The sequence below is a fragment of the Nonomuraea sp. NPDC049684 genome (genome assembly GCF_044465345.1).
GTDB lineage: Bacteria > Actinomycetota > Actinomycetes > Streptosporangiales > Streptosporangiaceae > Nonomuraea.
Genome location: NZ_JBITLO010000002.1, coordinates 640201 through 655712, shown reverse-complemented (window position 1 = coordinate 655712; position 15512 = coordinate 640201). Strand labels below are relative to the sequence as shown.

At 73.1% G+C, this 15512-nt stretch carries 10 protein-coding genes; 6 read left to right on the top strand and 4 right to left on the bottom strand.

Annotated elements, in window-relative coordinates; all coding sequences use genetic code 11:
* Positions 1-10 precede the first annotated feature (10 nt).
* On the top strand, positions 11-2563 hold the full coding sequence (locus ACIBST_RS08760) for a bifunctional FO biosynthesis protein CofGH (protein WP_397170268.1): 2553 nt from the start codon (positions 11-13) through the stop codon (positions 2561-2563).
* Positions 2564-2679: 116 nt separating this feature from the next.
* Entirely contained in the window at positions 2680-4392 is a 1713-nt protein-coding gene (locus ACIBST_RS08755; RefSeq protein WP_397170266.1) for a substrate-binding and VWA domain-containing protein, read from the top strand.
* A gap of 44 nt (positions 4393-4436) precedes the next feature.
* Here the strand turns inward: ACIBST_RS08755 and ACIBST_RS08750 are convergent, their stop codons facing one another.
* The 4 genes from ACIBST_RS08750 to cofD form a co-directional block, all read right to left on the bottom strand.
* A complete protein-coding gene (locus ACIBST_RS08750) occupies positions 4437-4862 on the bottom strand; it encodes a DoxX family protein (protein WP_397170264.1) in 426 nt (141 codons plus the stop codon).
* 16 nt (positions 4863-4878) lie between these two features.
* The gene (locus tag ACIBST_RS08745) at positions 4879-5610 is read right to left on the bottom strand and encodes a lytic polysaccharide monooxygenase (RefSeq protein ID WP_397170263.1); all 732 of its coding nucleotides are present in this window, start codon (positions 5608-5610) and stop codon (positions 4879-4881) included.
* A 100-nt stretch (positions 5611-5710) separates the two neighbouring features.
* Complete coding sequence (locus tag ACIBST_RS08740; RefSeq protein ID WP_397170261.1) at positions 5711-6982, bottom strand: coenzyme F420-0:L-glutamate ligase; 1272 nt, start codon at positions 6980-6982, stop codon at positions 5711-5713.
* Complete coding sequence (gene cofD / locus ACIBST_RS08735) at positions 6979-7917, bottom strand: 2-phospho-L-lactate transferase (RefSeq protein ID WP_397170259.1); 939 nt, start codon at positions 7915-7917, stop codon at positions 6979-6981. The genes ACIBST_RS08740 and cofD overlap by 4 nt, the downstream gene beginning before the upstream one ends.
* 182 nt (positions 7918-8099) lie before the next feature.
* Here cofD and ACIBST_RS08730 point away from each other — a divergent pair, with 182 nt between their 5' ends.
* From ACIBST_RS08730 to ACIBST_RS08715, 4 genes are all read left to right on the top strand, one after another.
* Entirely contained in the window at positions 8100-10679 is a 2580-nt protein-coding gene (locus ACIBST_RS08730; RefSeq protein WP_397170257.1) for a hypothetical protein, read from the top strand.
* A 321-nt stretch (positions 10680-11000) separates the two neighbouring features.
* Positions 11001-11261 (top strand): WhiB family transcriptional regulator, encoded by a 261-nt coding sequence (locus ACIBST_RS08725; protein ID WP_020546325.1) that lies wholly within the window; start codon positions 11001-11003, stop codon positions 11259-11261.
* Between the two features lie 104 nt (positions 11262-11365).
* The gene (locus ACIBST_RS08720) at positions 11366-14176 is read left to right on the top strand and encodes a glycosyltransferase family 2 protein (protein WP_397170255.1); all 2811 of its coding nucleotides are present in this window, start codon (positions 11366-11368) and stop codon (positions 14174-14176) included.
* On the top strand, positions 14173-15480 hold the full coding sequence (locus ACIBST_RS08715) for a DUF5719 family protein (protein WP_397170254.1): 1308 nt from the start codon (positions 14173-14175) through the stop codon (positions 15478-15480). Before ACIBST_RS08720 ends, ACIBST_RS08715 begins: the two co-directional genes overlap by 4 nt.
* Positions 15481-15512: the final 32 nt, after the last annotated feature.

Sequence of the window (15512 nt, the reverse complement as noted above, 5' to 3'; positions counted from 1 at the left end):
CTGTGCCTCTATGAGTCTTGTCAGTGATTCCGCGCTTCGCCGTGCCCTCGCCCGTGCCCGTGACGGCAAGGCGCTCGACCTCACCGAGGCCGTCGTGCTGCTGCACGCGCGCGGCGAGCAGCTCGACGCGCTGCTCGACCACGCCTCCCGCGTGCGCGACGCCGGGTTGAAGGCCGCCGGCCGGGAAGGGGTGATCACCTACAGCAGGAAGGTGTTCATCCCGCTGACCAGGTTGTGCCGGGACCGTTGCGGCTACTGCACGTTCGCGACCGCGCCGCACAAGCTGGAGTCGGCCTTCCTGAGCCCGGACGAGGTGCTGGAGATCGCCCGGCAGGGCGCGGCGATGGGCTGCAAGGAGGCGCTGTTCACGCTGGGGGACCGGCCGGAGGACCGCTGGCACCAGGCCCGCGAGTGGCTGGACGCGCACGGCTATGACGACACGTTGTCCTACGTGCGGGCCATGGCCATCCTGGTGCTGGAGGAGACCGGGCTGCTGCCGCACCTCAACCCCGGTGTGCTGAGCTGGCGTGACCTCCAGCGGCTCAAGCCGGTCGCGCCGTCGATGGGCATGATGCTGGAGACCACCTCGCGGCGGCTGTTCGAGGAGAAGGGGCAGCCGCACTACGGCTCGCCCGACAAGGACCCGGCGGTACGGCTGCGCGTGCTGGAGGACGCCGGCCGCAGCAACGTGCCGTTCACGACCGGGATCCTCATCGGCATCGGCGAGACCGTCGAGGACCGGGCCGAGTCGATCTTCGCCGTCCGGAAGGTCGCCCGCGAGTACGGCGGCATCCAGGAGGTCATCGTCCAGAACTTCCGCGCCAAGCCGGACACGGCCATGCGCGGCCTGCCGGACGCCGACCTGCACGAGCTCGCCGCCACGATCGCCGTCGCGCGCCTGGTCCTCGGCCCCCGCGTCCGCCTCCAGGCCCCGCCCAACCTGGTCGACTCCGAGTACGCGCTCATGATCCGCGCCGGCATCGACGACTGGGGCGGCGTCTCGCCCCTGACCCCCGACCACGTGAACCCCGAACGCCCCTGGCCGCAGATCGACGACCTGGCGGCGCGTACCGCCGAATCCGGCTTCGACCTGCGCGAACGCCTGACCATCTACCCCGAGTACGTGCGGGCCGGCGAGCCCTGGCTGGACCCGCGGCTGTTCGCGCACGTCGAGGCCCTGGCCGACCCCGGCACCGGGCTCGCCCGCGCGGACGCCGTGCCGCAGGGCCGTCCCTGGCAGGAGCCGGACGGCGGGTTCACCGCGGCCGGCCGGGTGGACCTGCACGTCGAGGTGGACACCACCGGCCGGGCGAGCGACCGGCGCGACGACTTCGACCACGTCTACGGCGACTGGACGGCGCTGCGCGAACGCCTCGGCCCGATCGCCGCCTCGACGCCGAGCGACGTGCGGCAGGCGCTGCGGCGGGCCGAGGCCGACCCCGCCGGGCTGACCGACGCCGAGGCCGTCGCGCTGCTGGGCGCGGAGGGCGAGGCGCTGGAGGAGCTGGCGGCCATCGCCGACGCGCTGCGCGCGCAGGCCGTCGGCGACGAGGTCACCTACGTCGTCAACCGGAACATCAACTTCACCAACGTCTGCTACACCGGCTGCCGCTTCTGCGCCTTCGCCCAGCGCAGGACCGACGCCGACGCGTACACGCTGAGCCTGGACCAGGTGGCCGACCGGGCCGAGGAGGCATGGGCGGCGGGCGCGACCGAGGTGTGCATGCAGGGCGGCATCCATCCCGACCTGCCGGGAACCGCGTACTTCGACATCGCCAGGGCGGTCAAGGCCAGGACGCCCGGCATGCACGTGCACGCGTTCTCCCCGATGGAGGTCATCAACGGAGCCTCCCGGACGAACCTGTCGATACGCGACTGGCTGGAGGCCGCCAAGGAGGCCGGGGTGGACTCGCTGCCCGGCACGGCGGCCGAGATCCTCGACGACGACGTGCGCTGGGTGCTGACCAAGGGCAAGCTGCCGGCCAAGGAGTGGATCGAGGTCATCACCACGGCCCACGAGGTCGGCATCCCGACGACGTCCACGATGATGTACGGCCACGTGGACCACCACCTGCACTGGGTCAGGCACATCAAGCTGATCAGGCGGCTGCAGGAGCAGACCGGCGGGTTCTCGGAGTTCGTGCTGTTGCCGTTCGTGCACACCAGCGCCCCGATCTACCTGGCCGGCATCGCCCGTCCCGGCCCCACGGCCCAGGAGAACCGCGCGGTGCACGCCCTGGCCAGGATCCTGCTGCACGGCGCGATCCCCAACATCCAGTGCTCGTGGGTCAAGCTCCAGGACGACCTGTGCCGCCAGGTGCTCCGGGGCGGCGTGAACGACCTCGGCGGCACCCTCATGGAGGAGACGATCAGCCGGATGGCGGGCTCGGAGAACGGCTCGTACAAGACGATCAGCGAGCTGCGCGAGATGGTCGAGGTCACCGGCCGGCCGGTACGCCAGCGCACCACCGAGTACGGCAGCCCCACGGCCGAACGGCTGGCCGCCGCGCAGGCGAGCGACGGGGTGTGCCAGAGCGTGAGAAGAATCTTGCCGATGGCATAGTTGTAACAAGTTCTAACAAGGGTTGCGCCCGGTATGGGAGGCACTGGAAGAATCATCACTCCACTGGAGAGAGGTTCATCGTGCGGTTGGGTCGACACCGTGCCGCGCTGCCTCCCGTGCAGCGACGCAGGAAGGCGCTCCAACGGGGCATGCTGGCCGGCCTCGCCGCCGTGGCCGTCGCCGCCGGCAGCCTGTACGTGGTGCTCGGCGGCGGTCCCGCCCTGTGCGTGTCACGAGATCCTGTTCTGGTCAGCGTGGCCGCCGCCGTGGACGTGGCGCCGGCGGTCATGGAGGCCGCCGGGCGCTTCAACGAGACCAGGGCGTCGGTCGGCGGGCGGTGCGTGCTGGTCCAGGTGACCGAGCAGCCGTCGGCCACCGTGCTGCGCACGCTGATCGGCGACCGGGCCGGCGTGCTGCGCGAACGTCCCGACGGCTGGATCGCCGACTCCTCGGCCTGGATCAGGCTGGCCCGCAGCCAGGGCGCGAGCTCGCTGCCCGCGGGGGAGACCGTGGTGGCCACCTCGCCGCTGGTGTTCGCCACGCGGTCGTCGCTGGCCCGGCGCTTCTCGGTCGGCGGGACCGAGATGAACTGGCGGATGGTCTTCCCGCCGACCGTGCGCGGGCGGCTGACGCCCAGTTCGGGCGAGCCCGACGTCGTACGGGTGCCCGACCCGTCGCTGGTGGGCGCGGGGATCGCGACCGTCGCCGCGGCCAGGGACGTCGTGGGCACCGGGCCGGCCGCCGACAAGGCGCTGACCGCGTTCGTCCGCTGGGCGCAGGCCGGGTCGGCGCCCGACTACCGCAGCATGCTCGACGCCGTGGACGACCGCGGGTTCTGGCAGCGGCCGGTGGTCATCGTCCCCGAGCAGTCGGTGTGGAACCACAACCGGGTGCCCTCGCCCGACCCGGTCGTCGCGCTGCACCCGCGCGAGGGCACGATCGACCTCGACTATCCCTACGTCGTCACGGCGGCCGATCCCGACGTCGCGGAGGCGTCCACCGCCTTCGCCGACTGGCTGAAGGGCGGCCAGGCCCAGGAGATCGTCCGGCGGGCCGGGTTCAGGTCGGGCGACGGCCGGCTGGGGCCGCTCTCGCCGGGGCCGCAGCTCCCGTCGCAGGCGCCGAAGACCAGGCCGTCGGTGTCGCAGCAGGACATCGACGAGGCGCTGCGCGCCTGGAGCAGGCTGGCGCCGCCGACCAACATCCTCGTGCTGGCCGACACCTCCAAGCACATGGCCGAGCCGCTGAACGGCAGCACCAAGGTGCGCATCGCGCTGGCCGCGGCCAAGATCGGGTTGCAGCTCTTCCCGAACTCCACGCACATGGGCATGTGGGAGTTCGCCGACAAGGTGGGCGACATCCGCAGCTACCGGCAGCGGGTCAGCCTCGGCCCGATCAGCGAGCCGGAGTCGGGCCAGGTGCTGCGGCGCAGCGTTCTCGACGAGCTGACCAGCACGATCGCCCCCCACCCCGACCTGGACAGCTCGCTCTACGACGCGATACTGGCCGGGTTCCGCAGGATGAGCGGCGACTACCGCGACGACATGAACAACACGCTGCTGGTGATCACCGCCGGCAAGGACGACGGCAAGGGCGTCAAGCTCCCGCGGCTTCTCGACGCCCTGCACAAGGAATGGGACCCGGACAAGCCCGTCCAGATCGTCATCATCGCGTTCGGCAAGGACGTGGACCGCGGCAGCCTGTCGCAGATCGCGGCGGCCACGAACGGCTCGCTGCACGAGGCGCACGAGCCCGGGGAGATCATCGACGTCTTCCTCGGCGCGCTGGCCCGCCGGCTCTGCCATCCCACCTGCAAGCCGGCCGCCTGAGGGGATGCCGGTCGCCCGGCACCCCCTCGCCCTGCGACGGGTTGCTACATCTGGTGCACGGTGGCGTTCTCGCCGCGGTGGTGGAGGCGGGACACCAGCTTGTCCAGCGACCACGCGCCGCTGCCGAGCAGCGCCAGCATCAGGAACGACCACGAGAACATGGCCGCGGCCTCGCCCCCGTTCTGCAACGGGAACAGGCCCTTGGGCAGGTGGACGGTGAAGTAGGCGTAGGCCATCGTGCCCGAGCAGATCAGTGCGGCGACGCGGGTGGCGAGCCCTATGAGGACGAGGCCGCCCGCGCCGAGCTCGATCACCCCCGCCCACCAGTCGGGCCATTGGCCTACGGACGGGGTCGTTCCGCCGTACGGGCCGCCGAGTACGCCGAACAGAGTGGCGGCCCCGTGGCAGGCGAACAGCAGGCCCACCACGATGCGGAACAGCGACAGCGCGGCGTCACGAAGCTTGGTCATCGGTCTGTCCAGACCGTCAGATCCGCTGCCAGAGCGCCGGGACGTTCGGCGGCTCCCAGCCCGCGATGGCCGTGTGGGGCTGCAGGCACCGGTAGGAGACGCCGTTGTAGGTGACCGTGCTGCCCGTGGTGTAGGCCGTGCCGGCCTTCCAGGTGCCCGAGGCCGTCGTGGTCGGCGTCGGGGTCGCGGTCTGGGTCGGGGTCACAGTGGGGGTGGCGGTGGGGGTCGGCTGGCCGCCGCCGCCGATCTGCAGGTCGATGCAGGAGTAGAAGGCGTTGGAGGTGTCGGAGATGTTCCAGATCGCCAGGACCTTCTGGCGGCCGGAGTAACCGGAGAGGTTGACGGTGTGGGAGATCGTCGACGGCGGCTGCTGGCCGTTGCCGTTGAAGACCGCGACCCGGGTGCCGCCGATGTAGTACTCGTAGTTGAGCGTGGCGTGCCTGGCGGTGAACGTCCAGGTGAAGGTCACCGAGTTGCCCACCGAGGTGGCCGGCCAGGGCTTGCTCTCGTCGGCGAGCTGGGCGAACTGTCCAAGACCGGCGTTGCAGCTCCGCAGGCCCTTCGGGCCCTCCACGCTCTGTGGCTCGTAGACGATCTGGCCGCAGTCGGGCACCTTGCCCTGGGCGCAGAACGCCTGCCTGCTGGGCGGCGAGTTCACATAACCGTGGGCGAACGCGGGAGAGGTGTTGAACACCGCCGTGGCGATGGTGATCACCGCCACGGCGACTAACGTGAGAGTCCTTCGCATTGAAGTGGCTCCTTTACATGGGGGGATAGTCCAAATGTAAAGGAAAGTTTCCTAACGGTAAACGGTTGGCTTACCAGATTTCCAGACTCTCGTCAGAGGCTCAGCGCGTCACGATGAAATCGCGCGGGTCACGGGGGGCGCGGTCGCGCGGCGGCGCGGCGGCGTGCCCGATCGCCACGCAGCCCATCGGGTCCCATGACTCCGGCAGGTCGAGCACCCGCCGGACCACCGGCCGGCAGAACATCGTGGAGGACACCCACGCCGAGCCAAGCCCCTCGACCGCGAGCTGGATCAGGAAGTTCTCCACGCCGGCGCCCGTCGCCACGACGAACATCTCCCGCTCGGAGGCGTTGCGCCGGTCGTCGCGGTAGGTGTGCGAGCCCTCCATCACCAGGCACGGCACGACCAGGTAGGGGGCGTTGCGCAGGACGTCGCCGCGTCTGACCCGCTTGGCGATCGACTCCTCGGTGAACCCGTCGCCGCGCAGGTCGTCGATCCACGCCGCGCGCATGGCGTCGAGCAGCTCGGTGCGCGCCTGCGCCGACTCGACCAGCACGAACCGCCACGGGGTCGTGTGGTGCGGCGCCGGCGCCGCGATGCCCGCGGCCACCGCCCTGCGCACCGCCTCGCCGTCGACCGGCCGGTCGGAGAACTCCCTGATCGTACGGCGGGCGAACACGACGTCGCGGGCGCCGAAGCGGAACATGTCCTCGTCGGCCGGCCGGACGAGCGGCCTGACCCCCGGCCCGTCGTCGTCGGTCACCAGGTGGGCCAGGCCGCGCACGATCGCCGCGGGCACGCCGTCGAGCTTGCCCTTGACCAGCTCGGCCGCGCTCGCGATCTCGTCGGCCAGCGCGGTGACGGTGGCGCCGAGCGCGTTGCCGTAGGGGTCGGAGGAACCGCGGAAGTCGTCGAGCGGGCGCACCCCGGCGGCGCCGATCGCCACGTCGGTCAGCCCGTTGCGCCACGGACGCCCGAACGTGTCGGAGACGATCACCCCCACCCGCGCGCCCAGCCCGGCCCTGATCCGCGCCGCCGAGGCGTCGGGGTCCTCGGGCAGCAGCAGGACGGTGCCCGGCTCGGTGTTGGAGGCGTCGACCCCGGCCGCGGCCATGACGAATCCGTGGCGGGTCTGGACGATCACCGTGTCGCCGCGCCTGGCGACGACCCGCTCGGTCTCCTCCTCGATCGCGCTCGCACGGTCAGGCGCCCGGCGCAGGCGCCCCTCGGCCTTACTGACGATCTTGGAGGTGACCACCACGATGTCGCCGTCGCGCAGGTCGGCGTCCTTGAGCAGGGCGGCCACGTCGTCGCCCGGCCGGACCTCGCCGATGCCGGTGACGGCGATCACCTCGACCCGTCGCGAGCTCATCGGGCCAGCTCCAGCGCCAGGTCGAGCGCCGTGCGGGCGATGTCGGCGGCCGCCTCGGCGTCGTGCATGAGGATCGGACGGGACACCACGCGCACGCCGTCGAGCGCCACCCCGGAGTCCTCCTCGGCCACCAGCCAGCCGTCGACCAGGCCGGCGCCGTAGAGGTCGAGCACGGCCTGTGCCGTGGTCTCCACCCCGATGGCCGTCAGGCAGGCGTCGGCCATGCCGCGCACGGGCGCGCCGCCGATGATGGGGGAGACGCCGACCACGGTCTTGGCCGCGACCGCCTCGCGGATGCCGGGGACCTGCAGGATCGTGCCGATGCTCACCACCGGGTTGGACGGCGGCAGGATGACCACGTCGGCCTGCTCGATCGCCTCCAGCACGCCCGGCGCGGGCTTGGCGGTCTCGACCCCCACCAGCGCGAACGACTCGGCCGGGACCGAGGCGCGCAGGCGCACCCACCACTCCTGGAAGTGCACGGCCCGCCTGCCGCGCTCGTCGGAGATCACGACGTGCGTCTCGCAGCGGTCGTCGGTCATCGGCAGCAGCCGCACGCCCGGCTGCCAGCGCACGCACAGGGCCTCGGTGATCTGCGAGAGCGGATAGCCGGCCTCCAGCATCTGCGAGCGGACGATGTGGGTGGCGAAGTCGCGGTCGCCGAGCCCGAACCACTGCGGCTCGACCCCGTAGGCGGCCAGCTCCTCCTTGACGACGTGGGACTCCTTGGCCCGGCCCCAGCCCTGCTCCTCGTCGATGCCGCCGCCCAGGGTGTACATGACGGTGTCGAGGTCGGGGCAGACACGCAGGCCGAACAGGGTGATGTCGTCGCCCGTGTTGCCGATGACGGTGATCGAGGCGTCGGGTGCGGTGGCGCGCAGGCCGCGCAGGAAACGGGCGCCGCCGATGCCGCCGGCGAGTGACACGATGTGCATGCGTCCCAGTCTTCCATCGGCGTCCGACATCCCCGTGGGGGGAGTGGTTCTGCCCCACTTCAGAGCAATGAAGCTCCAGGTATAGGGGTAAATGGGATGGAAGAGGTTCTTGGGACACCCGCCGCGAAAGTCGGCAATGTGGCAAACTCCCTTCGGGCCAAAGGGTCCGATGGGGGTTACTCATGAGCAAACTCAATGCCGCCCGACTACGGGAGCCGGCTGCCTGGATCATGCTCGTCACCGGGCTGGTGGACGTCGTCCTGACGATCGGCCACATCCTGATCGGCTCGGGCAGCCCGCTCGGCGGCGGGTTCGCGACCCGGGCCGCCGCGAACCTGACCGGCCTGACCAGCCCGGTCGTGACCGCGCTGCTCGTGGGCGCCGTGCTGCTCGTCACCAGGACGGGCGAGCGCTCGTCCAAGGCCCGGCTCATCGCCTACGGCTCGGCCGCCGGCCTGCTGCTCGCCGCGGTGTTCGGCGCGCTGGCGCTGATCGTCGGGCTGTTCGCCGGTGGCGGCTTCCGCGGCGTGGTGGAGTACGTGCTCACGGGCGTGCCCTTGCTCGCGCTGACCGCCGTCGGGCTGGCCTACCTGCTCCCCGAGGTCATGCCCGGCCGGGCCCCCATCCCCACCCTCGACGGATACGGCCGCCCGACCACCCACTACGGCCAGCCCCAGCAGTTCGGCCAGCAGGACCAGCCCCCGTACGGCCGCCCCCAGCAGTTCGGCCAGCAGGACCAGCCCGCCTACGGCCAGTCAGACCAGCCTGCCCAGGGCCCGTCCCAGGGCGCTTCCCAGGGCCGGCCCGACGCCGCGCCCCAGCCCGCGTACGCGCAGCCGCACGCGGCGCCGACCCCCTACGGCCAGCAGGCCGCGCTCGCCCAGCTCCCCCCTGGTCAGGACGCGCAGCCCCCGGCCTCCGACGGCCGGCCCGCCTCCTCCGGCTACGCCCCGCAACCGCCGTCGGGCCAGATCCCCCCAGCCTCGGGCTACACCCCCCAGCCCCCGTCGGGTCAGCAGTCGCCGGGCTACACCCCTCAGCCGCCGTCGGGCCAGCAGTCCCCGGCCTACGCGCCCCAGCCGCCGTCCTCCGGCTACGAGCCTCAGCCGGCCTCCGCCGGGTACGCCCCCCAGCCCCCGTCCGGCCAGCACGCCACCGTCGCCTTCGGCCAGCAGAACCCGCAGGCTCCGTACGGCCAGCAGGACTCCCAGGCTTCCTTCGGCCAGCAGGACCAGCAGGCCCCGTATGGCCAGCAGGACCAGCAGGCCGCCTTCGGGCAGCAGCCGGGTTACGGCGGCGGACAGGCGCCGAGCCCCGGCGCGCAGCCAGGCTACGGCCAGCAGCCCCCGAGCCACGGCGGCCACCCCGACCCCTCCACCTCCGGTTACGGCCAGCCCGAGCCGTCCACCCCCGGCTACGGCCAGCCCGCCCCCGCCTTCGGCCAGCCCGACCCCGCCGGTTACGGCCAGCCCGCGCCCTCCGCACCCGGCTTCGGCCAGTCCGACGCCCCCGGCTACGGCCACCAGCAGGAGACCCCCGTCCCACACGCGGCAGACACGCAGTCCCCCTACGCCCCCCAGACCCCCGACGCCCAGCCCGCCTACGGCCAGGGACAGGGACAGGGACAGGGACAGGGACACGGCCAGCAGCCCGCCTACGGCCAGCCCGAGCAGCCCCCGTTCGGCCAGCCCGCCCCGGGCCAGCAGCCTGACCAGTCGCCGTTCGGTCAGCAGCCCGATCAGGCCCCCTTCGGCCAGCCCTCGCACGGCCAGCAGCCCGACCAGTCGCCGTTCGGTCAGCAGCCGGACCAGGCTCCCTTCGGGCAGCCCCCCCACGGGCAGCAGTCGGAGCCGTACCAGCAGCAGCCCCACCAGCCGGCCAGGGCCGCGCTTCCCGCCGCGTCCGGCGACCAGCCCTTCGGTCACCCCCAGGGACCGGCCGGTCAGCCGTTCGCGCAGCCGGACCCGGGCTTCCCGCCGCAGGGCTTCGGCCAGGACCAGGGGTACGCCCCGCCCGCCTACACCCCGTCCGAGACGCTTCCCGACTCCGGCTACCAGCCGCCGGCCGGCGAGTACACCCCCGCGCCGTACGTCCCGGCCGACAGCCAGCCCAGCGCGTACGGCCAGTCCGGCTACCCCACCCCCGAGAACCCGTACGCCCCGAGCAACAGCTCCCCGAACGCCTTCGCCGAGCAGGCGTACCCGAGCGGCGAGACCAGCCCGAGCGTCCCGTACCCGCAGACGGAGCAGCAGCAGCCGTACCAGGACCGGCAGAGCGCGTTCGACCAGCAGGGCGGCCAGCCGTTCACCGGCTACTCCGGCCACGAGTACGCCACCCCCGCCTTCCAGGAGCCGGACCCGCCCGTGGACCCGCGCTCCCAGCAGCTCCTGGACGCCTACCAGCAGGCCGAGACCTACCAGAGCTCGACGGCCGCCTCCGGCACCCAGCCCGACCTGCGGGTGCCCGACTACGCCGGCCAGCCGCCCAGGCCGTACGACGACCCGTTCGGCCACCCGCAGCAGGCCCAGCCGTACCAGCAGCAGCAGAACGCGTACGAACCCCAGCAGGGCCAGTACGAGCAGCCCCAGACCTACCGCCCCACCCACCAGGCCCCGGCGGCCGGGTGGAGCGAGGCGCAGGGCGAGTCGACGATGCGGCTCGACCCCTCGCAGTTCGGGGACGCCCTGGGCGCCCAGAACCGCCCGGGTGACGACCCAATCGACCCAACGGCCATATACACGCCCAACGAGCCACGCAGGTAACGGACCGGCAAACGACGGCTAGAGAGAAGGTGGCCCAAAGGGCGGGCGTCTACCCCGCCCTGGTACGGTTCCGACCGCTGACAGCGTTGAACGAACCGGGTCGAAGCCTTGCTGTGCAGGGGGTCTCGGCCCGGTGCGAACACCACATGCCGAGCACACCGGGGCGAGAGTCGGTCTTTCCCCGGATACCGTCATGCCGCTTGACGTCACGTACGGCACGCGCGTGTAATTACAACCATGTTGTTACGCCTTCCCGTGGGTGGGTAGGAGGAAGGCGTCCATGGGGGGCTCCATTGCGGGCGGGCGGCAGGGAGGTGTGCAGTGACCGATCCGGTCATCGCACAGGATCAGCTTGACGCTGAAGAACTCGGATGGCAGGAGCGTGCGTTGTGCGCGCAGACCGATCCGGAGGCGTTCTTCCCGGAAAAAGGCGGCTCCACCCGAGAAGCCAAGAAGGTTTGTCGATCGTGCGAGGTCCGTGCCGAGTGCTTGGAGTACGCGCTCGAACACGATGAGCGCTTCGGCATCTGGGGTGGGTTGTCGGAGCGGGAGCGCAGACGGATCAAGCGCCAGGCCGTTTAGGGGATATGAGCGAAAGGGTCACGCGGTAGCCCGCGTGGCCCTTTTTCGCGTGTGATGTCACCTGTAGGGTGGGCGCGCCTGATCAATGCTGGAGTCGCCCGCCCATGTCACGCCCCCTCGTCACCGCGATCGTCGTCGCCCATGACGGCGGTCGCTGGCTGGGGGAGACCCTGCGCGCGCTGGCGGGTCAGAGCCGCAGGCCGGAGCGCGTCGCCGGGGTCGACAACGGCAGCAGGGACGGCTCGGCCGACCTGCTCGCGCCGACGCTCGGCGCGTCCAACGTGCTCACGCTCCCGCGCTCGGCCTCCTTCGGCGACGCGGTGGCGGAGGTGCTGGACCGGCTGCCGCCGTGCGGCCAGGACGAGTGGCTCTGGCTGCTGCACGACGACTGCGCCCCCGACCGGCGGGCGCTGGAGGCCCTGCTCATGGCGGCCGAGCAGGATCCCAAGGCGGCGGTGCTCGGCCCGAAGCTGCGCGACTGGCTCGACCGCAGGCGCCTGCTCGAACTGGGCGTGACCGTCGGCCTGACCGGGCGCAGGGACACCGGGCTGGAGCCGCGCGAGTTCGACCAGGGGCAGCACGACGGCACCCGGGAGGTGCTCTCGGTCTCCACGGCGGGCATGCTGGTCCGCCGCGACGTCTGGGAGCGGCTCGGCGGCCTCGACCCGCTGTTCCCGCTCTTCCGCGACGACCTCGACCTGTGCTGGCGGGTGCGCAACGCCGGTCACAGGGTGCTGGCCGTCACCTCGGCGGTGGCCTGGCACGCCGAGGCGGCGGCCCGCAGGCGGCGGCGGATCACGGTCAGCGGCGACCATCCGCGCAGGCTCGACCGGCGCAACGCGATGTTCGTCGTCATGGCGAACCTGCCGTTCGGCGTGATGGTGTGGGCGCTGCTGCGGAACCTGGCCGGGTCGGCCCTGCGCACGCTGCTGTTCCTGGTGGGCAAGCAGCCGGCGAACGCGCTGGACGAGATGGTGGCGCTGGGGTCGATCCTGGCGCATCCGGCCCGGCTGCTGAAGGCCCGCAAGGCCCGCCGCGAAGGCCGTAAAAAGGGATTTATCCGTATAAAGCGGTTGTTGACGCCGCCGGGGGCGGCCTACCGGCGGCTGACCGACATGGTGCAGAGCTTCCTCGCCGGCGCGGGCCCCGTCGAATCCGCCGGCCGCCACCACCACTCCACCCCCGAGGAGGACGACGAGGTCACCGCGCCCGCCGACACCGGCGCGGTCAAGGGCTTCCTCCGGCGGCCCGGCGTCGTCCTCATGATCGCCTTGGCAGTGATCTCGCTGGCCGCCGAACGGTCGCTGCTCGGCGGCGACCGGCTGGGCGGCGGCGCGCTGGTGCCGGTCACGGGCGGCGCGGGGGACCTGTGGCGGTTCTACACCGAGGGCTTCCACGACATCGGGCTCGGCACCACCGCCTGGGCGCCGCCGTACGTGGCGCTGCTGGCGCTGGCCTCGACGCTCGCGCTCGGCAAGACGTGGCTCGCGGTGTCCGTGCTGCTGCTCGGCTCGGTGCCGCTGGCCGGGGCGTCGGCGTACCTGGCGACCAGGCACGTCATCCCGGCGGTGCCCGCGCGGGCGTGGGCGGCGGGCACGTACGCGCTGCTGCCCGTCGCGACCGGCGCGATCGCGTCCGGACGGCTCGGCACGGCGGTGGTGTTCGTGCTGGTCCCGATGTACGCCGCGCTCGGCACCACGCTGCTGTCCGCCGAACGCCGCCGCGCGCGGCGCGCGGCCTGGGCGCTCGGGCTGCTGCTGGCCGTGGGGACGGCGTTCGTCCCGCTGGTGTACCCGCTCTTCGCGGTGCTCGGCGTGCTGGCCGCGGTCGCGTACGGCGGCGTGCGGCGCGGCGTGGCGACCTCCATGGTGATCGCGCTCGCGGTGCCCGTCGCGCTGCTGCTCCCGTGGCTGGCCGGGCTGGTCGCCGACCCGGGCCGGATCCTTCTGGAGGCGGGCCTGCACGATCCGGCCCTGGTGGCGGCGGGACTCGCGCCGGAGTCGCTGCTCGCGCTCAGCCCGGGAGGGCCGGGGCTGCCGCCGTTCTGGGTGACGGCCGGGCTGATGGTGACCGCGCTGGCCGCGCTGCTCATGCGCCGCCAGCGGCTGATCGTCGCGATCGGCTGGGGCGTCACGCTGTACGGCGTGCTGGCGGCCGTCCTGGTCAGCCGGATCAGCGTCGAAGGGGCGCGGGCCTGGCCCGGCGTGCCGCTGGCGTTCGCGGGGACCGGGCTGCTGGTGCTCGTCGGCCTGACCGCGCACCGGCTGGCCGAGCTGCGGGCCGGCGGCGGGCTGCGCAGGATCGGCGCGTCCCTGGTGGTGGCCGCGGCCGTGAGCACGCCGATCCTGGCCGCCGTCCACTGGGTGGCGTACGGGGTGCGCGGCCCGCTGACCGGCCACGCGCCCGACGTGCTGCCCGCGCTGGCCGCCTGGAGCACCCGGCACGGCGAGCGCACGCTGGTCGTCAAGGGGGACGCCTTCACCGTGCTGCACGGCCGTACCCCGCTGATCGGCGAGGCGGAGCTGCCGGTCGCGTCCGAGGGACGGGCGAAGGTGGCGGACGCGGCGCGCGGCCTGGTCGGCGGGCGTGGCGGAACCGACGCCGCCACGCTGGCCCGGCACGGGATCGCCATGCTGGCCGTGGCCGCGCCGGTGCCGCCGCAGCTCGCCAGGTCGCTGGACTCCCAGCCGTCGCTGGAACGCATGAGCCTGTCGGAGGCGGGCGGCCTGTGGCGGCTGACCGAGCCGTTCACCCGCGTGCCCGCCGAGCCGGCGGACGTCCTGCACGCGCCCTGGTTGTGGACCCAGGGCGCGTTGGCCCTGGTCGTGCTGGTCCTGGCCACGCCGGGACGCCGGGGAAGCGGCGCGGTCGAGGGCGTCGAGGCGGCCGTCCCCGTACCGGTGGGGGCACGATGAAGGCGTTCGTGGAGAACAGGTTCGGCCTGCTGGCGCTGGTCGTGGTGGCCCTGTCCGCCCTGTACGGCGTCGCCCTCGTCACCCGCCCGGCGCCCGTACCGGCCAGGGCCGAGGGGGCGCGGAAGGTCGCCGTCGAGTCGGTGACCGCCGTCTGCCCCGGCGCCAGGGGCGCGCGCATGAACGTCTACCTGCCCGGACGCCTGTCCCACGAGGTCATGAAGAACGCCGAGCCGTACGTGACGAACGGCCCGGGAGCCCTGGAAGCCGGATACACCACCCGGGTGACCTCGGGCGCGGGCCGCGGGCTGTCCGGGGTGCGCTGCACCGAGCCGGCGCAGTCGGCCTGGCTGACCGGCCCCGGCCCCGCGGCGGCCGACGTGATCCTGCACCTGACCAACGCCGACAAGGCCCCGGCCCAGGCCGACGTCGAGGTGTACGCGGCCGAGGGCCTGGTCTCCGGCGACGCGGGCCGCGGCCTGGAGATCGCGCCCGGCGAGCACAAGGAGATCGACCTCAGGACGCTCGCGCCCTCGGCCGACGTCATGGCGGTCGGCGTGACCACCGTCTTCGGCCGGCTCGCGGTCGCGGCCAGGGCGTCGATGCGCGGCGGCGGCGTGGACTGGCTGCCGCTCGCCGCGCCCCCGGCCACCCGCGTGGTGGTGCCCGGCATCCCCGGCGGCGGCGGGCGGCGCGAGCTGCTGGTCGCCGCCCCCGGCGAGAACGACGTGTCCGTGCAGGTCAAGGCGGTCAGCGAGGACGCCGCGTACGCGATGAGGGGCCGCGAGAGCGTCGACGTGCCCGCCGGCAGCGTGGTCGCGCTGGACGTGACCACCGGGATCGGCGGCGAGCCGGCCGCGCTCGTGCTCACCGCGCCCGCGCCGATCGTGGCCGGGCTGGTCGCCACCGGCACCGGGCAGCGGCTGGACGTGGCGTTCACCGCGGGCACGCCCCCGCTCGACCTGGGCAGCGCGGTCGCGGGCAACGGGCCGGGCGCGCGGCTGCTGTTCACCGCGCCGGACGGGCCCGGCGAGGTCAGGGTGCAGGAGGTGCCGGCCAAGGGCGCGGCGGGCAGGCCGTACGACGTGGCGGTGCCGGCCGGGCGGACCAAGGAGGTGCGGCTGCGCGGCAAGGGCGAGTTCGCCGTGGTCGTCACACCCGTCTCGGGCCGGGTCTACGGCGGCCGGGTCATCGAGGAGCGGGAGAAGGACGGCCTGCTCCTCACCGCCCAGCCGCTCGCGCCCGCGCGCGTGTGGACCGTGCTGCCCGCGCTGACCGACAGCGCCCGCGTGGTGCTGCCCGGCTGAGCCCCGGCTGAGCCGCTAGGTCGGCGGCGGGG